Genomic DNA, 19,200 nt, shown 5'->3' on the forward strand with positions numbered 1-19,200 from the left:
TATGCCGTCCAGGGAGCACTTTCGAGTGAATACCACGCCAGAGTGGACGCGTGGGCTAGCTGTGGAGGTCAGCAAGACGGGGATCGTCTCGCATGTCGGTGCGGCGGCACTACGGCTGCTGCCCACCAAGGTCGGCTTGACCACAGGTCTGTCAACCGCGTGCGACGCGAGGGATTCACCCGGACACATGATCGTGGCCAGGTGGTCACCCCTGCCAGACTCAAAGCCTGCACGGATCACCGGTGGCGATCTCGGTGCGACGGTCGTGATCGCCTGGACGCCACCCTGAAGACCGCGGACAATGCACAGGTCCGGGTTTCAGGCGCACTGCTCGATCGGGCTGGATCTGGACGCCCGTGCCACGATTAACACGATGCCCGAACAGGGATGGCAGGCCGCGGTCGCCGACTTGACGGGTCTGCTGGGCCACAGAGACGCGGGTGATCGTGCGCCGCGAGAACCACATCCCGGGACATAGATGTCGCTGTTCGAACAACACCACGGCCGGCGCTACCCGTTGCCGGTCACCGACACTCCCACCGGCAGATCGCGTTTCTCGAAGCCCGCCACCGCGCCCAGGCCCGCGTCGAAGACGGTATCCGCTGCGGCAAGGACACCGGCGAGTACAAGGTCGAGGCTGCGCATCGTGTGATCGATACCGGCCGCACGATTACCGAAGTCACCCATGAGCGGGGATCGACCCTGGAATGCCGAGTGGCTGGGTCGTCGAAGAACGCCGCCGAGTGGACGCGGCCACAGTGGTCTGAGACGAGCCGTCGTCGGCATCGGAGCGGGCCGAACTACAGGCGTTGCGGGAACGGGTCGCCGATCAGGACAGGGATATCTCGTTCCTGAAAAGGTCGGCGTACTTTGCTGCGATGCAGGACAACCGGAACGATTCGAACTGATGATGAAGTACGCCGCACCTGCCCCCCGACGCCACCCGGGCCGGAATCACCGCCACAGCCGAACTGTTCGGCATCACCCGCATGGTCCGGCCACTGGAGGTGTCCACCTCCGGCTACTACACGTGGAAAAAGCGTGCAATGACAACGGAACTGACGTCGCGGCAGCAGCGGCGCGCCGATCAGTGAACTGCGGGAACACGGCGAGACGGTGAACGAGAAAACCGTCGCCGCGATCACGGCCGGGATCGGAATCGAGGGCATCGGCCCCCGCACGTTCACTGTCCGCACCACCGTAAGCGATCCGACGGCATCGTTCCCGCCAGACCTGGCGCGGCGACACTTCGACCAAGGGCGGCTCGACGCGGTCTGGCTGACCGGCATCACCCACCTCACCTGCGGCGAAGGCGAAAGGTACTTGTGTGCGGTCAGGGATGAGCACTCACGCCGCATGCTGGGATATGTTGCATTCCGACCACGGCGGCGAGTTCGCCGCAACGCTGACCATGAAATCCTGCGCCGCGCACGACTTGAAACGATCAATGGGCGACACGGGAATCTGCTGAGACAACAGTCCTGCGGAATCATTCTGGTCGTCGTTCGAGCACGAACACCACTACCGGCATTCCTATGTCACCAAAGCGGAACTCATCGCTGCGGTTGACAAATGGATCGAGTGGCACAACACCGAGCGTCGGCACTCCTCCATCGGGATATTCAGCCCCTGTTTGACACGAGCGATCCTTGGCAGCTACAGCGAAAGCTGCCTACCCCCCTGTCAGTGGAACCGGCCTCCACTCGGCACGACTGCCGGGAAACCCCTGACGCCAACCACAAACAAGAGGGTTGCCGGCACGGCGCCAGAACAGACGATCACACCCGCGAGTAGCCGTGCTGCGTGGCGTCGCCGACCACCTCGCGGGCCGGCGATTCATACATACTTTAGTATCATACTGACGTACACTTTCTCGGAGTCCCAGGGTATTTACAGGCCGGGAAGCGCTCCCATGATCGAGCTGCCGGTAGGGCAGCTCCCTCATGCTCGCGACGGTCGCGGCGTCCATGCGCCAGATGGGACGAGCATGTCCGCCGCCACCAGGGTGTCGCCGCCGGTGCCGATGGTGACCCGCACACCGAACTCCAGTCGGATCCGCGCCCGGCCGCCCTCCTGGTCCGTCGTCGAGTTCATGATGGCGTCGCCGCGCGCAGGCTCTCGGAGACCTGGTCGAGCACGGCGGCGACGTGCCCGGTCAGATAGAAGTGCCCCCCGGGGAAGACTCGCATCGTGAACGGCCCGGTGGTGTGGCCACGCCACGCCTCGGCTTCGGCGATGGTCACCTGCGGGTCATCGTCGCCGGTCAGCACGACTACCGGGCAGGTGAGGCCGGGCCCGGCCGGATACCGGTAGGTCTCGATCGCCCGGTAGTCCGCGCGGATGGCGGGCAGGGCCATGCGCAGGATCTCCTCGTCGGCCAGCACCTCGGGGCTGGTACCGCTCAGCAGCCGCATCTCGGCGATCACGTCGTCGTCGTCGGCCAGGTGCACCCGCTCGTCGCGGTGGCAGGACGGCGCTCGGCGGGCAGAGGCGAACAGGGCCAGCGGGACCATGTCGTCGGCGGCGAGCCTGCGTGCCACCTCGAACCCGAGGGTGGCTCCCAGGCTGTGGCCGAACAGCGCGAACGGCCGGTCCAGCCACGGCCGCAACTGCTCGGCGACGAGGTCGGCCAGCACGCCGAGGTCGTCGACGCAGGTCTCACCGCGTCGGTCCTGTCTGCCCGGGTACTGCACGGCCAGCACATCGACCTCGGGCGCGAGCGCCCTGGCCACCGGCAGGTAGAACGGCGCGGAGCCACCAGCGTGCGGCAAGCACACCAGCCGGACGGCTGCGTCGGGGGCGGGTGCGAACCGCCGGATCCACGGGCTCGCGGTGGTGTCGCTGGCGCGCATTGGTCATGGCCTTTCGGTCGATGGACGGGGTCAGTGCGCCCACGCGCCGGGCGGGCGGTAGCCGGTGCCCGACCAGGACGGCCGGGCGCGATCACCGTCGCCGGACGACTCGACGGAAGTCATGGCGAGCAGAACGACGGTGACCGCGGCGAGTTCCTCGGCGGTCGGATTCCCGCACACAACCGAGAACAGCGGCTCCTGGCCGGTCACGTGGGCGGGTTCCCGTGCTTGCGGGCGGGCGTCGTGGCGTGCTTGGCGCGCAGCATCGCCAGAGCGTCAATGAGGACGGCGCGGGTCCGCGCCGGGTCGATGACGTCGTCGACGAGCCCGCGCTCCGCGGCGTAGAAGGGGTGCATCAGCTCCTGCTGGTACTCCTTGATCCGCTGGAGCCTTGCGGTTCCGGGGTCCGGGGCCGCGGCGATCTCCCGCCGGAACACCACGTTGGCCGCGCCCTCGGCGCCCATCACCGCGATCTCGTTGGTGGGCCACGCGATGGAGAGGTCGCAGCCGATCGAGCGCGAGTCCATGACGATGTACGCGCCGCCGTAAGCCTTGCGCAGGATCACCTGCACGCGCGGCACAGTGGCGTTGCAGTAGGCGTAGAGCAGCTTCGCGCCGTGCCGGATGATCCCGCCGTGCTCCTGCTCCCGGCCGGGCAGGAAGCCGGGCACGTCGACCAGGGTGACCAGCGGGATGCTGAAGGCGTCGCACATCTGCACGAACCGGGCGGCCTTCTCCGACGCGTGGATGTCCAGCACGCCCGCCAGCGACGACGGCTGGTTGGCGACGATGCCCACCACGTGCCCGTCGAGGCGGGCGAGGCCACACACGATGTTGGTGGCCCAGTTGGCGTGCACCTCGAACATGTCGCCGTCGTCAGTGATCTCGGCGATCACCTCACGCATGTCGTAGGCGCGGTTGCCGTCGGCGGGCACGATGTCCAGCAGCGCCGACGACGGCCGGTCCGCCGGGTCGTCCGTGGGCGCGACCGGCGGCAGCTCCCGGTTGTTCGACGGCAGCAGGGAGAGCAGGTACCGCACCTCATCAAGGCACTCCTGCTCGGTGTCGTATACGAAGCCGGCCGCGCCCGACACTGACACGTGCACGTCCGCGCCGCCGAGCGCCTCGTGGGTGATCTGCTCGCCGGTGACCGACTGCACCACGTCGGGCCCGGTGATGTACATCTGCGCGGTCCCGCGCACCATGAACACGAAGTCGGTCAGCGCGGGCGAGTACGTCGCGCCGCCCGCGCACGGGCCGAGCATCACGCTGATCTGCGGGATCACCCCGGAGGCGCGCACGTTGCGGCGGAAGATGCCGCCGTAGCCCGCGAGCGCGGTCACGCCCTCTTGGATGCGCGCGCCCGCCCCATCACTGAGGCTGACCAGCGGGGCGCCGGCTGCCTCGGCCATGTCCATCACCTTGTGGATCTTCTCGGCGTGTGCCTCGCCGAGGGAGCCGCCGAAGATGCGGAAGTCGTGGGCGTAGACGAACACGGTGCGGCCGTGCACCAAACCCCAGCCGGTCACGACGCCGTCGGTGTGCGGGCGGCGGTCCTCCAGGCCGAACCCGGTGGCCCGGTGCCTGCGGAACGCCTCGATCTCGCGGAAGGTGCCCGGATCGAACAGCAGATCCAGCCGCTCGCGCACGGTGGACTTGCCCTTGGCGTGCTGGGCCTCGGTTGCCTGCTCTGACGGTCCAGCGCGCAGCGCGGCACGGGTGGCTTCGAGCTCGTCGATCCGGCACCGCAGGTCGGTGCGCACCGGGGCGTCCGACGTCGTGGTCTCTGTCATTGTTCACCCAATCCACTCGGCCCGCCCGAGCCGGGAAGCGAAGCGCCGGATGCGAGGCGCTTGTCGGCCGCGACGGGTCACGGACAGGCCGACGGTGACTCATGCAACCACGCCGCTTGGGCCGTGACGCCCCCTAAACCGCCCCTCGGGACCCCCTACGTCGCCCACGATGCGGGTGCTATCGCCGCGCGCGCCGATAGCGTGACCGGCATCGACATCCGGTGCACGAGGGAGGAGACGACCCGTGGAGCAAGGCGATCTGGCAGGCACGGCGGTCATCGAAGAGGCACTGATCGAGGATCTTCTTGTCGAAGAGGTGTCGATCGATGCGATGTGCGGTGTCTACTGACTTCGACTTGGACGCGGCCTGGGGCCTGGCGCCACAGGTATCGGTCCGGCAGGAGCCTTTCGGCGCGCTGCTGTACCACTTCGGTACCCGGCGGCTGTCGTTCCTCAAGAACCGCACGCTGCTAGAAGTGGTGCGCCGCCTTGATGAGCGACCGAGCGCCCGGGACGCGCTGGCCGAGGTGCCCCCGGCCGAGCTGCCCGCCTACCGAACCGCCCTGGCGGCACTCGCCTCGTCCGACATGATCCGGGAAAGGACGCCGTGACAAGTCTGGTCGACCAATTCCAGCATGGCCTGTCCGCACCGATCTGCCTGACCTGGGAGCTGACGTACGCCTGCAACCTCGCGTGCGTGCACTGCCTGTCCAGCTCGGGCAGGCGCGACCCACGCGAACTGTCCACAGTGGAGTGCAAGGCTGTCATCGACGAGCTGCGCCGGATGGGCGTGTTCTATGTCAACGTCGGCGGCGGGGAACCGACCGTGCGCCCGGACTTCTGGGAGCTGGTCGACTACGCGACCGGCAATCAGGTCGGGGTCAAGTTCTCCACCAACGGCATCCGGATCGACTCCGCCGCCGCTGAGCGCCTCGCGGCCAGTGAGTACGTCGACGTGCAGATCTCCCTGGACGGCGCCAGCGAGTCGGTCAACGACGCGGTGCGCGGACCGGGCTCGTACCGGACGGCTCTTCTGGCGATGGAGAACCTGGCCGCGGCCGGGTTCGCCGGGTTCAAGATCTCGGTCGTGGCGACCCGGCAGAACGTGGGCCAGCTGGACGAGTTCAAGGCACTGGCCGACCGCTTCGGCGCACAGCTGCGCCTGACCCGTCTGCGCCCGTCCGGCCGCGGCGCGGACGTGTGGGATGACCTTCACCCGACCGCCGAGCAGCAGCGGAGGATCTACGACTGGCTGCTCGCCAACGGGGAGAACGTGCTGACCGGCGACTCGTTCTTCCACCTGGCCGCCTTCGGCAAGGCGCTGCCCGGCCTGAACATGTGCGGCGCGGGCCGAGTGGTGTGCCTCATCGACCCGGTGGGCGACGTGTACGCCTGCCCGTTCGCCATTCACGACACCTTCCGTGCGGGCAACGTCCGCTCCCCGGGCGGCTTCGCCGAGGTGTGGCGGGCCTCCGAGCTGTTCGCCGACCTCCGCGGGCCACAGACCGGCGGGGCGTGCACGTCGTGTTCGGCGTACGACTCGTGCCGGGGCGGCTGCATGGCGGCCAAGTTCTTCACCGGACTCCCCCTGGACGGCCCGGACCCCGAGTGCGTCAAGGGCCATGCCGAGGCGGCCCTGTCGACTGTGGACAGTAGGCCGCGCTCGTCTCCCGACCACTCCCGCCGCGGCCCGGTGCCAGTGACGATCGGCATGCGTGGGCGAGACCAGGCCGTGGCGATCGAGACGCGCGGGCCGGACCGCGCCTGCGACGAGAGCCCACTGGCAGGGTTCGCGCCATGACCAGGGTGGCGCTGGTGACCGGGGCAGCCAGGGGAATCGGCGCGGCCACCGTGCGCGCGCTGGCCGACCGAGGCTGGGCGGTGCTGGCGGTCGACCGAGCCAAGGACGACCCGACCCTTCCGTACCCCATGGGCACCGAGAACGAGTTGGTCTCCCTCACCGCCGACCGCGTCGCATGGCACATCGCCGACGTCCGCGACCTCGGCAGCCTGGAAGGCGCGGTCGCCTCGGCGGAAGGCCGGTGGGGCGGCCTTGACGTCGCCATCGCCGCCGCAGGCGTGATCGCGGGTGGCGTACCACAGTGGGAAGTGCCGGTCGAAGCGGAGCAGACGGTCCTGGATGTCAACCTGGGCGGCGTCGCGAACCTGGCACGCGCCGCGATCCCGGCCCTCCTCCGCCGCCCGACGCCGCGAACCGGCCGTATCGTCGCCGTAGCCTCCGCCGCCGCGACCCGAGGATTGCCATCGCTGGCCGCCTACTGCGCCGCCAAGGCCGGGGTCACCGGCCTGATCCGTGCGTTGGCGGTAGAGCTGGGCGGCACCGGCATCACCGCGAACGCCGTCAGCCCGGGCTCGACCGACACCGCGATGCTGGCCGAAAGCGCCCGCCTGTACGACCTGGCCGGACCACAGGAGTTCGCCTCCGGAGCGCCGATCGGCCGCCTGCTCGACCCCGCCGAGGTCGCCTCGGTGATCGCCTTCCTCGCCGAGGGGGACCGCGGCGGGGTGACCGGCGCGGTGGTGCCGGTGGACGGAGGACTTTCCCTGTGACGACACCACTTCCCGCTGGTTTCCGGATCGCCCTCGACCACTCCGCCCGCCGCATCGACGCGCACCGGTGGGCCGGTGGGTCACCCGCGCGCGTCTTCCGCCTCACTCCGGCGGGCCTGACCGTCTGGGCCGCGCTTCGCACCGGCCCTGTCCGCTCCCAAGCGGCCGGCGTGCTCGCGCGCAAACTCACCGACGCGGGCGTCGCCCACCCAGAACCTCCGCCCCTCACCGCTGCCCCGGATGTGACCGTCGTGATCCCAGTGCACGACCGCCTCGACAAACTCGCCCGGTGCCTGGCCGAGGTCACCGGGGACCGATACCCGGTCGTCCTCGTCGATGACGCGTCCCGCAACGGACCCGCCGTGGCCGAGCTGGCCGAACGATTCGGCGTGCGACTGGTGGTGCGACAAGAGAACGGCGGGCCGCCCGCCGCCCGCAACACTGGACTCGCCGCGACGGATACCGAGCTGGTGGCCTTTGTGGACAGTGATTGCGTACCGCCGAATGGCTGGATCGACACGCTGGCAGCGCATTTCGCCGACCCGCTCGTCGGCGCGGTCGCGCCGCGCGTGGTCCCGGCCGCCGGCACCACCTGGGCAGGCCGGTACACCCGAGCGACCTGCTGTCTCGACCTCGGCGACACCCCCGCGTCGGTCGCCCCCAACACCCGGGTCGCTTGGGTACCGACCACAGCCATGATCGTCCGGCGCGAGGCCGTCGCCGACGGATTCGACCCCGCCCTGTCCGTCGCGGGTGAGGACGTCGACTTCGTGTGGCGCATGCAGAAGGCGGGCTGGCGCGTCCGGTACGACCCCACGGTGCGCGTCCGCCACCTCGAACCCGAAACCTGGGTAGGCCTCCTGACCAGGCGGTATCGCTACGGCACTTCGGCGGCGCCACTCACCCTGCGCCACCCCGGCTCCCTACCACCCCTGGTCCTCCACGGATGGCCGACGCTGACCGTTGCCGCCGCGCTCGCCGGTCGCCCGCGCCTCGCTGCGGCCGCGTACGCCTGCTCAGTACTGAGCACCGCCCGGGCGCTGCGCCGAGGCGGCCAGCCGGTCGACACCGTGCCGCGGGCGATGACGGACGCTGCTGTCAAAACCTGGCTCGGAATCGGCCGGTACAGCACCCAGTTCGCCCTCCCCCTTCTGGCCGCTCAAGCCCTCCGCCATGGCTGGCGCCGACGCACGGCCGTCGCGACCCTTGCGCTCGGTCCCGCGCTCACCGAGTGGGCACGACGACGCCCCGCCATCGACCCCGCGCGCTATGTCGCCGGCCATCTCGCCGACGACCTCGCGTACGGCAGCGGTGTCCTGGCCGGATGCGTGACCCACCGCACGACGCTCCCCCTACGCCCCGCCATCGGACGCCACCGGAAAGAGTGATCATGGCAAACTCCTGGTTCGAGACAGTCGCCGAAGCCCAGCGCCGCGCCCGCAAACGCCTGCCGCGGTCTGTCTACAGCGCCTTGATCGCGGGCTCGGAGAAGGGCGTCACCCTGCGCGCCAACCAGTCCGCGTTCGACGACGTCGGCTTCGCTCCGCGGACAGCCGGCCTGGCCGCCAAGCGTGAGTTGGGCACCACGGTGATGGGCCAGCCGGTGGACCTGCCCGTGCTCATCTCCCCCACCGGTGTCCAGGCTGTCTGCCCCGACGGCGAGGTCGCGGTCGCGCGTGCGGCCGCCACCCGGAGTGTGGCGATGGGGCTGAGCTCGTTCGCGAGCAAGCCCGTCGAGGACGTCGTCGCCGCCAACCCGATGACCTTCATCCAGGTGTACTGGTGCGGCACCCGCGATGAGATGGCCCAGCGCCTCGACCGGGCGAGGGACGCGGGTGCGGCGGGCGTCATCGCCACCCTGGACTGGTCGTTCTCCCATGCCCGCGACTGGGGCAGCCCGCACATCCCCGAGCGCATCACCCTCCGCGAGGCGCTGCGCTTCGCCCCGGAGGCCATCGCCCGTCCGCGCTGGCTGCTGTCGTACCTGCGGTCCGGCAGCGTCCCGGATCTCACCGTCCCGAACATGGTCACCCGCGGCGAGACCCCGCCGACCTTCTTCGGCGCGTACGGCCAGTGGCTGCAGACCCCGCCCCCCACTTGGGAAGACGTCCGCTGGCTGCGCGAGCAGTGGGACGGCCCGTTCATGCTCAAGGGCGTCTACCGCCCGGACGAGGCCCGCCGCGCCGTCGACGCGGGCGTCACGGCGATCTCGGTGTCCAACCACGGCGGCAACAACCTCGACGGCACCCCCGCCGCCATCCGCGCCCTCCCCGCCGTCGCGGACGCCGTGGGCGAGCAGGTCGAGGTGCTACTGGACGGCGGCATCCGCCGCGGCTCCGACGTCGTCAAGGCCATCGCGCTGGGCGCCCGCGCCGTCATGATCGGCCGCGCCTACCTGTGGGGCCTGGCCGCCAACGGCCAGGCGGGCGTGGAGAACGTCCTGGACATCCTCCGCAACGGCATCGACTCCACCCTCCTGGCCATCGGCCACTCCACCATCCACGACCTGACCCCGGACGACGTCCTCGTCGCCCCCCACTTCCGCATCTGAGGCTTCGCAGAGCCATTCCGGTGCTCGGTAGTCCGGTGGCCAGCTCTGCCGGACTCCGGCGCCCGCGAGTTCGTGACTCCCGATGCCGAGGCAGATGCGTCGTCCGCCCATGCCGCGAATCGGTCGACAGACGAGCAGGACCGCTCATGCCGATGTGGGGATGACTCGGCTACTGCGGAAGTGTGTGACCGCGTGATCCGGCGGGCTGGTCGGCGGCAAGAAAAGGTGCCAGGAGGCGGAGCAGTTCCTGGGGCCGGTCCAGCGGAATGATGTGGCCGCAATCCTGGACGAGGTGCCCGACGAGGTCGTCGGTGACGGGGCGTAACTGCTGTTCCAGTGCGCGGCCGACCGGGTGGGCGCCGATCGCCATCGTGGGCATGGTGAGCCGGCTACCTGCCACGGCTTCGCTGATTTGACGCGCGCTGGTCGGCTGGGCGCGGTAGTAGGAGAAGGCACAGCGCAGGGCGTCGTGTCCGGTGTAGGCGCTGGCGAAGGCGTTGCGGATCTCCGGCGGTACACCGCGACCGTGGGTGCCTGCGGCGAGGAACCAGTCGAGGTACTCCTCCTCGTGTCCGATCAGGACTGTTTCGCCTAGACCAGGAACAGAGTGGAACCCGAACCACCACGGTGGGCCGTCGGCGAGGAAGTCCTCGGCGCCGGGCAATGGACCCAGCAAGGACTCCATCAAGACGAGTCGTCGCACCAGGTCCGGCCGTCGCATGGCGAGAAGGAAGGCGACCGGGGTGCCGGCGTCAATGGCGACCACGGCCGCGGTGGGTTCGCCGAGGGCATCGATGATTCCTTCGGCGTCGGCGGTCAGCGTGCCCGCGTCATAGCCATCCGCCGCGCGGGTGCTGGCCCCGAGCCCACGCAGATCTGGGGCGATGACCCGGTGGTGCTCGGCAAGCGGGCCGATGATCTCGGTCCAGAGCCGCCAGGTGTGTGGGAAGCCGTGCAGCAGCAGGACTGCCGGCCCGGTGCCGGTGACAGCCACGTTGGCTTGGATGCCGTTGGTGGTGATCCGCCGTAGCACGATGTCGGCTTTGTGTCGTGGAGAAGTGGTTGCGGGTGGTGTGCCGGGCACGGTTGCCTCCGATGCGGTTACCATTGGTTACTAGAAAACGATAGGTAACTTCGGTTGTGCCGCCAAGACGGCACCTTCCCCACAGGTGGTGAGTTCCAGGTGACCTCCCAGCCGGCGCGCTCGGCAGAAAGTGGGCGCGGTGACTTGTTCGACGCCGAGTGCCCGACCCGCCGTCTGCTGGACCGCATCGGCACGAAATGGACGTCGATGGCGGTCAAGATCCTCGCGGAGGCGGCTCCACACGAGGTGCGTTTCGCCGAGTTGCGGCGGCGGATGCCCGGTGTCTCACAGAAGATGCTGTCGGTGACCCTGCAGAGCTTGACCCGCGACGGCCTCGTCGCCCGCCGGGTGGAGCCCACCGTGCCACCACGCGTGCATTACCGGCTCACCGATCTGGGCTCGTCGCTCGAGGTCCCACTGGCGGCGCTCCGATCATGGGCCGAGGACCACATGCCCCAGATCGACCGCACCAACGCGATCAGCGACGCCCAAGCCGGCCCCGCCGACAGACGGTGAGGGTGTCGTCCGCGAAACACACGCACACGCCGCGAGGCGGTCGATACGGGCGGCGACCACGCACGCGGTCATGTCGAAGAGCGGTGGTCGCGGAGGTCTTGGCCGGTTACGACTCCGCTGGCCTGCTTCCGCGGGAGTCCGGCCACCGGCAGCGACACTGTCACGACCAGGCCGCCGCCGCCGCGGGGCTCTGCGTGCACGTGGCCGCCGTGGGCGTGCGCCAACGCACGGACGATCGACAGCCCGAGCCCGGCACCCATCCGGGTGGCCAGCCGATCCGTCGCGAGTCGGCGGAACGGCTCGAACAGGCCGGGCAGCTCATAAGGCGGCACCACCGGCCCTGTATTGGTGACCACCAGTTCGACCAGCCCGTCCGGCCGGGTGCCGCTGGTGACCTGGACCCAGCCGTCCGGCACGTTGTAGCGCACGCCGTTCTCCACCAGGTTCTGCACGAGCCGTTCCAGCAGGACCGCGTTGCCCATGGTCGGGGCTTCGCCGGCGGACGTGGCCACGGTCGGGTGCTGTGCGGCCACGTGCGTCACGACGTCCGCGAGGTCCACATAGGACAGTTCGCCCAGCTCGCGGTCCGATTTTGCCAGCGTTAGCAGGCCGTCGATCAGCCGCTCGTGCCGACTGTTGATCTCCAGCAGTGTCTCGCCGAGCTGTCGGACTTCCACCGAGACATCGCGACGCCGCACCGCGATCTCGAGCAGGGTGCGGTTGAGCGTCAGTGGGGTGCGTAGCTCGTGGGAGGCGTTGGCGATGAACCGGCGCTGCCCGTCGAAGGAGTGGTCGAGCCGTTCGAGCATCAGGTCGAACGTGTCGGCGAGCCGCTTCACCTCGTCCGGCGGCCCGTCGAGGGCGATGCGTTCGTGCAGGCCGCGGTCGCTGCCGGGAGAATCGGCGATGCGCCGCGCGGCCCGGGTCATCTGGTCGATCGGCTGCAGCATCCGGCCGGCGATCAGCCAGCCGATCGCGATCGCCGCGGCCGCGACCAGGCCGAGTGCGAGGCCGCCCTGAACGAGCAGAGCCATGAGAGCGTCGGTCCGGGTTTCCTCGGCGACCTCCTTGAGGATGTCGACCTCTGGCGTGAAGGTCTGGGCATCGAGCACGGCGGTCGATTCGCGGTTGGACAGCTGCCTGGACATCAGCACGTACGTCGCGCCGAGCAACAGGATGCCGGCGAGCAGGAACAAGCCGCCGTACACGAGCGTCAGGCGGGTCCGGATGGTCAGGCGTTTCACGGAATGCGGTACCCCGCTCCCGGCTCGGTCACGACGACCGGTGGGTCGCCGAGCTTGCGGCGCAGCTTGAGGATCGCCATCCGCACGGTGTGGGTGAAGGGGTCGGCGTGCTCGTCCCATGCCTTCTCCAGGAGCTGCTCGGTGGACACCGCGCCGCCGTCGGCGCGCAGCAGTTCGGTGAGGACCGCGAACTCCTTGCGGGACAGCGGGACGTAGCGGCCGTCGCGATACACCTCGCGGCGGTGCGGGTCGAGCCGGATGCCCGCTCGGGCGAGCACCGGCGGCGCGGCAGGCCGGGAGCGCCGGCCCAGCGCGGTCACCCGCGCGGCCAGTTCACGGAACGCGAACGGCTTGGGGAGGTAGTCGTCGGCGCCGAGGGCGAGACCGGCGACCCGGTCGTCGACGTCGGCTGCGGCGGTCAGCATCAGTACCCGGGTATCGCCGCCGCTGGCGACGAGCACCCGGCACACCTCGTCGCCATGGATGACCGGCAGGTCCCGGTCGAGCACCACCACGTCGTAGTCGTTGACGCCGGTTCGCTCCAGCGCGGCGGCGCCGTCGTGCACCACGTCCACCGCGTGTGTTTCCGCCCGCAGCCCTTCGGCCACCGCGTCCGCGAGGAGTGGCTCGTCCTCGACCACCAAGATCCGCATGGGTCCATGGTGACGCACGGTCGTGTCACTTCCGTGTCAACGTTTCCGGAGACGGCCGAGTGACATCACGCTCGCTGTACTTCGGCGCATGAAACGACTCATGTACGTGCTCGCGTCGTTGCTGCTCGTCGGACTCGCCGGCTGCTCGTCAGCCACCGATTCCGGCGCGGCCACGGTGGAGGACAAGCAGGCGGGGCTGAAGTTCGCCCAGTGCATGCGGGAGAACGGCGTGCCGGACTTCGAGGACCCGACGTTCGACGAGAACGGCGAGATGGAGCTGCGCTTCCCGCCGGGCACCGACCCGAACGCGGTGAAGCCGACGCAGGAGAAGTGCAAGAGGTACCTGCCCAACGGCGGTGAGCCGGAGAAGATGAACGCGGAGGATGTGAAGAAGTTCCAGGCGTACGCCAAATGCATGCGGGAGAACGGCATGCCGGACTACCCCGACCCGGACGCGGAGGGGCGCAGCCGGTTCGAGAGCGGTAAGGCGCCCGACCCGAACGACCCCGGCCTCAAGACGGCGCACGAGAAGTGCGGCGAGCACCTGCCGGGCGGCGGCGGTGGTGGTCTCGTGATCCCGGGGGGCGGCAAATGAGCCGGCGCGGGGTCGGCAGGGTGGTGATCGTGCTCGTCGCCGTGCTCGCCACCGGAGCCGCGGTCACCGCCGCGACCGGCTTCTGGGGTGGTGAGAAGCCCACCGAGACCGGCAACGATCTGCCCGCGGCGACGGCGAAGGTGACCAGGCAGACGCTCGTCGACACGCGGACCGAAAACGGCAAGCTCGGCCACGGCGTCCCGGTCGACGTGACCGGCAAGCTCGCCGGGACGTTGACCGCGCTGCCGGCCGTCGGGCACACGGTGGAGCGTGGCCAGGCGATCTACTGGGTCGACGACACACCGGTCGTGCTGCTGTACGGCACGCTGCCGGTCTATCGTCCGCTCGTGCCGGACACCGAGGGCACCGACGTGGAGCAGTTCGAGAACAACCTCGCCGCGCTCGGCTACCGCGGGTTCACGGCGGACAGGAAGTACACCGCGCAGACGGCCGCCGCGGTGAAGAAGTGGCAGAAGGACCTCGGCCTGCCGGAGACCGGCACGATCGAGCAAGGCCGGATCCACTACGCGGCCGGGCCGGTGCGGGTGGACGGCCAGAAGGCGACCGTCGGCGCCGACGTCGCGCCGGACGCGCCCCTGCTCTCCTGCACCGGGTCGGCGCGGCTGATCACGGTCGAACTGGGCGTGGCCGACCAGCGGCTCGCGGTGAAGGCCGCCCCGGTGACCGTCACCCTGCCGGACGACAGGACCACGCCGGGCTCGATCACCGGCACCGCGACCGTCCTCGTCCCCGCCAGCGGGACCCCCGGCAGCCAGGCGACGACCATCATCGAGGTCACTGTCGCGGTCGCCGACCAGAACGCGCTCACCGGCCTCGACGAGGCGTCGGTGAAGGTCGCGTTCAGCGCCTCGCGGCGAGAGAACGTGCTGACCGTGCCGGTGGCCGCACTGCTCGCGCGGTCCGAGGGCGGGTACGGCGTCGAGGTCGTGAACGGGACGACCACCAAGATCGTCGCGGTGGAGACCGGCCTGTTCTCCGCCGGCCGCGTCGAGATCTCCGGCGAAGGGCTGGACGAGGGCATGACGGTGGGGATGCCGTCATGAGCGGGGCGGTCGTGGAACTGGACGGGGTCGGCAAGTCCTACGCCGGCGGGGTCGCCGCGCTGCGCGACGTGTCGCTGTCCGTGGGGTACGGCGAGCTGGTCGCGATCGTCGGGCCGTCCGGATCGGGCAAGTCGACCATGCTGCACCTGATCGGCACACTCGACCGGCCGTCGGCCGGCACGGTACGGATCGACGGCCACGACATCGCGGCATTGACCGACCGGCAGCTGTCCGCGTTGCGGGCCACCCGGATCGGATTCGTGTTCCAGCAGTTCCACCTCACACCCGGACAGTCCGCTGTGGACAACGTGGCGGACGGCCTGCTGTACGCGGGCGTGCCTGCCCGCGAACGGGCCCGGCGGGCCGAGACGGCGCTGATCCGCGTCGGCCTCGCCGAACGGCTCGACCACCGGCCGCACGAGTTGTCCGGTGGGGAGCGGCAGCGAGTGGCGATCGCTCGAGCGGTCGTCGGGGAGCCGGCGCTGCTGCTGGCCGACGAGCCGACCGGGAACCTGGACTCCGCTTCCGGTGCGGGCGTGATGGACCTGCTGTGGGAACTGCACGAGAGCGGCACCACGGTCCTGGTGATCACGCACGACCGGGAGATCGCCGGCAGCCTGCCCAGCCAGATCCGGCTGCGTGACGGGGTGGTGGTGTGATGCTGTCGTCAGCGCGACTTCGCCCGCGTGACGTGCTCCGTGTCGGAGGCGCCGGCCTGCGGACCCGCCCACTGCGGGTTTTCCTTTCCGCGCTGGGCATCGCGATCGGGATCGCCGCGATGATCGCGGTGGTGGGGGTGTCGTCGTCGAGCCGCGCCGAGCTGGACCGGCAACTCGCCGCGCTCGGCACGAACCTGCTCACCGTCGCGCCCGGCAACACGATGGCGGGCGGCACCTCCACGCTGCCGACCGAGTCCGTCGACATGATCCGCCGCATCGAGCCGGTACAGGAGGTGGCGGCGCTCGGCGAGGTGCCGGACACGAAGGTGTACCGCACGGACCGGATCCCGGAGGTCGAGACCAGGGGCCTGTCGGTTCAGGCCGCACACCTCGACCTGCCGGAGGCGGTGGGCGTGACGGTGGCCGACGGCACGTGGCTGAACGCGGCCACTGCTCGATACCCGGCCGTGGTGCTCGGCTCGGAGGCCGCGTCGCTGCTCGGCGTCATCTCGGCACGCGAGGGTGTCCAGGTCTATCTCGGCGGCCAGTGGTTCACCGTGGTCGGCATTCTCGACACGGCACTGCTCGCGCCCAAGCTGGACACCGCCGCACTGGTCGGCTGGCCTGCCGCGGAGTCCTATTTGGACTTCGATGGTCACCCGACGACCGTCTACACGCGAGTGTCCGACGTGTCCGTCGAAGCGACGCGCGGCGTGCTCGCCGCGACCGCGAACCCCCAGGCACCCAACGAGGTTCGGGTGTCCCGCCCGTCCGACGCGCTGGCCGCCCGCCAGGCGGCCGACCGCGCGTTCACGGGTTTGCTGCTGGGACTCGGTGCGGTGGCGCTGCTGGTCGGCGGAGTCGGAGTGGCCAACACGATGGTGATCTCCGTGCTGGAGCGGCGTGCCGAGATCGGCCTGCGCCGCTCACTCGGCGCCACCCGCGGCCAGGTGCGGCTCCAGTTCGTGGCCGAGTCACTGCTGCTGTCCGCGCTCGGCGGTGTCGGCGGGGTGCTGCTCGGCGTCGCGGCCACAGGCGGCTACGCGGCAACCCAGAACTGGCCGACCGTGGTGCCGGCGTGGGCGACGCTCGGCGGCGTCGCCGCGACACTGGTGATCGGTGCGATCGCCGGCCTCTACCCCGCCATCCGCGCCGCCCGCCTGCCACCGACCGAGGCGCTCGCGACGCCATGAGCCATTCCGGCGCCGGTGGCCGGGGTTACGGGACCCAGCCACCGGCGCATCAGTTGATCTGCCGTACTCGTCGGAAGCTCCCCAGCCCAAACGCACGCTCATGCCGCTATGCGCGCAGTCCCAAACGCGTGCACGCCGATTACCCGCTGATCGAATCGTCGCTCCAGCGATGCGCTTCCAGACCGACGGTCACGTACTCGTCCTGGCCCGGCGCAGCGGTAACTCCGAGCGTCCGCAAGCCGGCATTGATGGCCATCTCCGCTGGCGGCATCAGTCGGTATGGTGGATCTTCCATGCCATTAGTGCAGGTGAAGGACGGGCCGAAGAACACCTCTCCGTCTGCCCATCCCACGGCAGCCTGCAATGCCGTACCGCCGAAGAACTCACTGTGGATATAGAGCACCTGCCTACCCTGCGACAGGCGCCGTGCCCAGCGAACCAGTCCTCTGTTCGCTCGTAGAAGCCTTCGACCACTTCGTCATCGCCAGGAGCATTCGAGGCCTTTCTGTTTGCTCTTGTTCTTCGAGCCGCGAAGAGGGAGGGCTACGTCGTGGATTTTCGGCAAACCGATGGACGGTCATCGAGCGAGTTCCGGCTGCGGCGCAGTCCTGGACGGCTGCCGACTGGCGACTTCACTCACGCGGCGCCGAGTCTCCCGGGGACGTCGAAGAGCCCGCTCGAGGCGCACACGGGTGTCGCTGTCATCGGAAAGAGCAACCACAATCATGGCGGCTACGGTCGCCAGTCAGTCGGTTGTACATCTCTTAGAGGGTCGAGCACGGAAATACGAGTTCGGAGTCCTGCCTGGACGCAAAGCAGAACCCGAACTTCAGGAACGGTTCGCCATCGCCCTTCGCAGTTATCGCAATGGCCCGTGAGGTCTCCGCTCAACAGGATTCTTCGGCCCGTCCGTCAGCACCGGCCACTCCGGATCCTGCGGCCTCACGCACTGCTGCAGTTACTCAGAAGCGCAGATAGTTCCTGAAGCGACGCCCTTTACTGCCGCCGTGACGGCTGCCGGGGCCTTGACACACACTCGGGTCGTCGTCGAACGCTCCCGGGATGCAACGTCCCAATCGTGGCCTTCCGCAGCCCACCTGGACATCGACGTGCTTACCAGGCTGTCCGACGCACAGGCCGCGAGCGGCGACACGGCCGAAGACGACCGCATGCGAGCCCGCGTCGTCCGACTGTTCCGCGCACAACGCCGCCTCGACGAGGCAACCCACGCCGAGCACCGTGCCCTACCGCCGACGCGCCCTTGGTCGTGGATGACCGGCACCACTTCCCTTGCCACGCCGGCCATCGAACGAGCGGCAGTTTGCCCTTTATCGCTTCCCTGGACTCCAGCACGTCCGTACCGTCGCGCATTGGCTGATTCGCCGCATTCAAGGAGAAAGGGAACGTCGTTGAGAAGATTGATGGTCGTACTGCTCGGCGTGGCATTGGCGTTGGGAAGCACTCTCCTGGTAACCCCGTCGGCGCTGGCCGCGACGGCACGGAACGGCGTCTGCGAGGACGGCGAGTTCTGCTTGTACTACAACAGCAATCAGCAGGGATCGGTCAGCGATTTCGACGCGTCGGTCGGTAACTACGGCACGGGCTCCGACTGCTATCACTTCCTCGGCGCGGGTGCGGGGAAGGGCCTGTGCGTGAAGGGCAACGCGGCCTCGGTGTGGAACCGGAGGGACGCGGTGGTCACCGTGTTCTTCAAGGGCGGCTGGACGGGGCCGATCGACTCGTTCACGCACGGCGCCAAAGGCAATTTGACCTCGACGTACAACGAAAACGTCGGGCACCTGCTCGGTCTGGTGGGGAACGACTGGCTCGAAACCGGGCTGTACCACAGCGACTCCGGCCGCATCACCTCCTATTTCGACGGCTACGTGAATACGTCGGGCAGGCACGAGGGGATCGACTTCGCGCGCGGCTTCGGCGTTCCCGTGTACTCGATGACTCAGGGCTCCGTGATCAGGAAGACCGAGGGCAGCAACGGCAGCGGCGGCCTGTCCACGTTGGCGATCTACAACCGGGATCAGGATTTCACCATCATCTACCTGCATCTCAACCCGTCGAACGGGCTCGCGGTCGGTGAGTTCGTCAACCGTGGCCAGCAGATCGGTACCGAGGAGTACCGCGGCGCCAGCTCCACGCACACGCACGTCGAGTACCGGCCGGGCAGGCACGAGAGCGCGTCGGACAGCACCGGCGATCCGGTTCTCGACAACCCGAGCCCGTCGCTGTTCTGGCGGAACCACGGCTACAACATCTGCTGCGGATAACGTCGCCGAGCCCGAGCCGAGCGGGCTTCCGCGGTCACGTACCCGACGTCCTGACGGTGAACCGGTACTTCTTCGTGGAAGTTTCCGGTTGTCCGTGCCCTGCCGCTTTCCGACCATGATGCGGCATCGGTGACGCGAGTCGC

21 protein-coding genes are annotated in these 19,200 nt (G+C 69.3%); 12 read left to right on the forward strand and 9 right to left on the reverse strand.

What is annotated here, in order from left to right; all coding sequences use genetic code 11:
• Positions 1–510: 510 nt before the first annotated feature.
• The 5 genes from DL991_RS43935 to DL991_RS04520 all read right to left on the reverse strand — a co-directional run bounded on the left by DL991_RS43935 (position 511) and on the right by DL991_RS04520 (position 4,645).
• Positions 511–687, reverse strand: coding sequence for a hypothetical protein (locus tag DL991_RS43935; RefSeq protein WP_158632609.1), 177 nt, complete (start codon positions 685–687; stop codon positions 511–513).
• 1,254 nt (positions 688–1,941) lie between these two features.
• Entirely contained in the window at positions 1,942–2,094 is a 153-nt protein-coding gene (locus DL991_RS43195) for a hypothetical protein (RefSeq protein ID WP_158632608.1), read from the reverse strand.
• Positions 2,091–2,852, reverse strand: a complete 762-nt coding sequence (locus DL991_RS04510) for a thioesterase II family protein (RefSeq protein ID WP_125781242.1) — start codon at positions 2,850–2,852, stop codon at positions 2,091–2,093. Before DL991_RS04510 ends, DL991_RS43195 begins: the two co-directional genes overlap by 4 nt.
• Positions 2,853–2,882: 30 nt before the next feature.
• Positions 2,883–3,062, reverse strand: coding sequence for an acyl-CoA carboxylase subunit epsilon (locus tag DL991_RS04515; protein ID WP_125781244.1), 180 nt, complete (start codon positions 3,060–3,062; stop codon positions 2,883–2,885).
• Positions 3,059–4,645 (reverse strand): acyl-CoA carboxylase subunit beta, encoded by a 1,587-nt coding sequence (locus DL991_RS04520; RefSeq protein WP_125781246.1) that lies wholly within the window; start codon positions 4,643–4,645, stop codon positions 3,059–3,061. The genes DL991_RS04515 and DL991_RS04520 overlap by 4 nt, the downstream gene beginning before the upstream one ends.
• A 244-nt stretch (positions 4,646–4,889) precedes the next feature.
• Here DL991_RS04520 and mftA point away from each other — a divergent pair, with 244 nt between their 5' ends.
• From mftA to mftD, 6 genes are read left to right on the forward strand one after another with little or no spacing between them, the layout of a single operon-like run.
• Entirely contained in the window at positions 4,890–4,994 is a 105-nt protein-coding gene (gene mftA, locus DL991_RS04525; protein ID WP_199746336.1) for a mycofactocin precursor MftA, read from the forward strand.
• Complete coding sequence (mftB, locus tag DL991_RS04530) at positions 4,984–5,256, forward strand: mycofactocin biosynthesis chaperone MftB (protein WP_370305560.1); 273 nt, start codon at positions 4,984–4,986, stop codon at positions 5,254–5,256. The genes mftA and mftB overlap by 11 nt, the downstream gene beginning before the upstream one ends.
• On the forward strand, positions 5,253–6,446 hold the full coding sequence (gene mftC, locus DL991_RS04535; protein ID WP_125781251.1) for a mycofactocin radical SAM maturase: 1,194 nt from the start codon (positions 5,253–5,255) through the stop codon (positions 6,444–6,446). Before mftB ends, mftC begins: the two co-directional genes overlap by 4 nt.
• On the forward strand, positions 6,443–7,216 hold the full coding sequence (locus DL991_RS04540; protein WP_125781253.1) for a mycofactocin-coupled SDR family oxidoreductase: 774 nt from the start codon (positions 6,443–6,445) through the stop codon (positions 7,214–7,216). Before mftC ends, DL991_RS04540 begins: the two co-directional genes overlap by 4 nt.
• Entirely contained in the window at positions 7,213–8,604 is a 1,392-nt protein-coding gene (gene mftF, locus DL991_RS04545; protein WP_125781255.1) for a mycofactocin biosynthesis glycosyltransferase MftF, read from the forward strand. Before DL991_RS04540 ends, mftF begins: the two co-directional genes overlap by 4 nt.
• A gap of 2 nt (positions 8,605–8,606) precedes the next feature.
• On the forward strand, positions 8,607–9,767 hold the full coding sequence (mftD, locus tag DL991_RS04550) for a pre-mycofactocin synthase MftD (protein ID WP_125781257.1): 1,161 nt from the start codon (positions 8,607–8,609) through the stop codon (positions 9,765–9,767).
• Between the two features lie 169 nt (positions 9,768–9,936).
• On the opposite strand, the gene DL991_RS04555 is transcribed toward mftD, so the two are convergent.
• Positions 9,937–10,851 carry an alpha/beta fold hydrolase gene (locus DL991_RS04555; protein WP_125781259.1) on the reverse strand — a complete coding sequence of 305 codons (915 nt, stop codon included), beginning with the start codon at positions 10,849–10,851 and terminating at the stop codon, positions 9,937–9,939.
• 144 nt (positions 10,852–10,995) lie between these two features.
• Between DL991_RS04555 and DL991_RS04560 the strand changes: the two genes are divergently transcribed.
• Positions 10,996–11,367 (forward strand): helix-turn-helix domain-containing protein, encoded by a 372-nt coding sequence (locus DL991_RS04560; RefSeq protein WP_199746334.1) that lies wholly within the window; start codon positions 10,996–10,998, stop codon positions 11,365–11,367.
• A 68-nt stretch (positions 11,368–11,435) separates the two neighbouring features.
• On the opposite strand, the gene DL991_RS04565 is transcribed toward DL991_RS04560, so the two are convergent.
• Together DL991_RS04565 and DL991_RS04570 are read right to left on the reverse strand one after the other, a co-directional pair.
• Positions 11,436–12,611: a HAMP domain-containing sensor histidine kinase gene (locus DL991_RS04565; RefSeq protein WP_125781263.1), complete on the reverse strand. Its 1,176-nt coding sequence runs from the start codon at positions 12,609–12,611 to the stop codon at positions 11,436–11,438.
• On the reverse strand, positions 12,608–13,264 hold the full coding sequence (locus DL991_RS04570) for a response regulator transcription factor (protein WP_125781265.1): 657 nt from the start codon (positions 13,262–13,264) through the stop codon (positions 12,608–12,610). Before DL991_RS04570 ends, DL991_RS04565 begins: the two co-directional genes overlap by 4 nt.
• 88 nt (positions 13,265–13,352) lie before the next feature.
• Between DL991_RS04570 and DL991_RS04575 the strand changes: the two genes are divergently transcribed.
• Genes DL991_RS04575 through DL991_RS04590 form a run of 4 tightly spaced genes read left to right on the forward strand, consistent with a single transcriptional unit; the run spans position 13,353 to position 16,775 of the window.
• Entirely contained in the window at positions 13,353–13,859 is a 507-nt protein-coding gene (locus DL991_RS04575) for a hypothetical protein (RefSeq protein ID WP_125781267.1), read from the forward strand.
• Positions 13,856–14,923 carry a peptidoglycan-binding protein gene (locus tag DL991_RS04580; RefSeq protein WP_199753830.1) on the forward strand — a complete coding sequence of 356 codons (1,068 nt, stop codon included), beginning with the start codon at positions 13,856–13,858 and terminating at the stop codon, positions 14,921–14,923. Before DL991_RS04575 ends, DL991_RS04580 begins: the two co-directional genes overlap by 4 nt.
• A complete protein-coding gene (locus DL991_RS04585) occupies positions 14,920–15,582 on the forward strand; it encodes an ABC transporter ATP-binding protein (protein ID WP_125781269.1) in 663 nt (220 codons plus the stop codon). The genes DL991_RS04580 and DL991_RS04585 overlap by 4 nt, the downstream gene beginning before the upstream one ends.
• Positions 15,582–16,775: an ABC transporter permease gene (locus tag DL991_RS04590; RefSeq protein WP_125781270.1), complete on the forward strand. Its 1,194-nt coding sequence runs from the start codon at positions 15,582–15,584 to the stop codon at positions 16,773–16,775. The genes DL991_RS04585 and DL991_RS04590 overlap by 1 nt, the downstream gene beginning before the upstream one ends.
• A 139-nt stretch (positions 16,776–16,914) precedes the next feature.
• Here DL991_RS04590 and DL991_RS04595 read toward each other — a convergent pair whose 3' ends face one another.
• Complete coding sequence (locus DL991_RS04595; protein WP_125781272.1) at positions 16,915–17,178, reverse strand: hypothetical protein; 264 nt, start codon at positions 17,176–17,178, stop codon at positions 16,915–16,917.
• A gap of 1,006 nt (positions 17,179–18,184) precedes the next feature.
• Here DL991_RS04595 and DL991_RS04600 point away from each other — a divergent pair.
• A complete protein-coding gene (locus DL991_RS04600) occupies positions 18,185–19,057 on the forward strand; it encodes a peptidoglycan DD-metalloendopeptidase family protein (RefSeq protein WP_233598663.1) in 873 nt (290 codons plus the stop codon).
• The last annotated feature ends 143 nt before the right edge of the window (positions 19,058–19,200 follow it).

It is taken from the genome of Amycolatopsis sp. WAC 01375, from assembly GCF_003947325.1.
GTDB lineage: Bacteria > Actinomycetota > Actinomycetes > Mycobacteriales > Pseudonocardiaceae > Amycolatopsis.

Bases quoted from the DNA above. Each gene is read 5' to 3' on its own strand.
- DL991_RS04520 (WP_125781246.1), bottom strand. From the start codon at position 4,645: ATGACAGAGACCACGACGTCGGACGCCCCGGTGCGCACCGACCTGCGG.
- DL991_RS04540 (WP_125781253.1), top strand. From the start codon at position 6,443: ATGACCAGGGTGGCGCTGGTGACCGGGGCAGCCAGGGGAATCGGCGCG.
- DL991_RS04580 (WP_199753830.1), top strand. From the start codon at position 13,856: ATGAGCCGGCGCGGGGTCGGCAGGGTGGTGATCGTGCTCGTCGCCGTG.
- DL991_RS04575 (WP_125781267.1), top strand. From the start codon at position 13,353: ATGAAACGACTCATGTACGTGCTCGCGTCGTTGCTGCTCGTCGGACTC.
- DL991_RS04570 (WP_125781265.1), bottom strand. From the start codon at position 13,264: ATGCGGATCTTGGTGGTCGAGGACGAGCCACTCCTCGCGGACGCGGTG.
- DL991_RS43195 (WP_158632608.1), bottom strand. From the start codon at position 2,094: ATGAACTCGACGACGGACCAGGAGGGCGGCCGGGCGCGGATCCGACTG.
- DL991_RS04510 (WP_125781242.1), bottom strand. From the start codon at position 2,852: ATGCGCGCCAGCGACACCACCGCGAGCCCGTGGATCCGGCGGTTCGCA.
- DL991_RS04590 (WP_125781270.1), top strand. From the start codon at position 15,582: ATGCTGTCGTCAGCGCGACTTCGCCCGCGTGACGTGCTCCGTGTCGGA.
- mftD (WP_125781257.1), top strand. From the start codon at position 8,607: ATGGCAAACTCCTGGTTCGAGACAGTCGCCGAAGCCCAGCGCCGCGCC.
- DL991_RS04585 (WP_125781269.1), top strand. From the start codon at position 14,920: ATGAGCGGGGCGGTCGTGGAACTGGACGGGGTCGGCAAGTCCTACGCC.
- DL991_RS43935 (WP_158632609.1), bottom strand. From the start codon at position 687: ATGGGTGACTTCGGTAATCGTGCGGCCGGTATCGATCACACGATGCGC.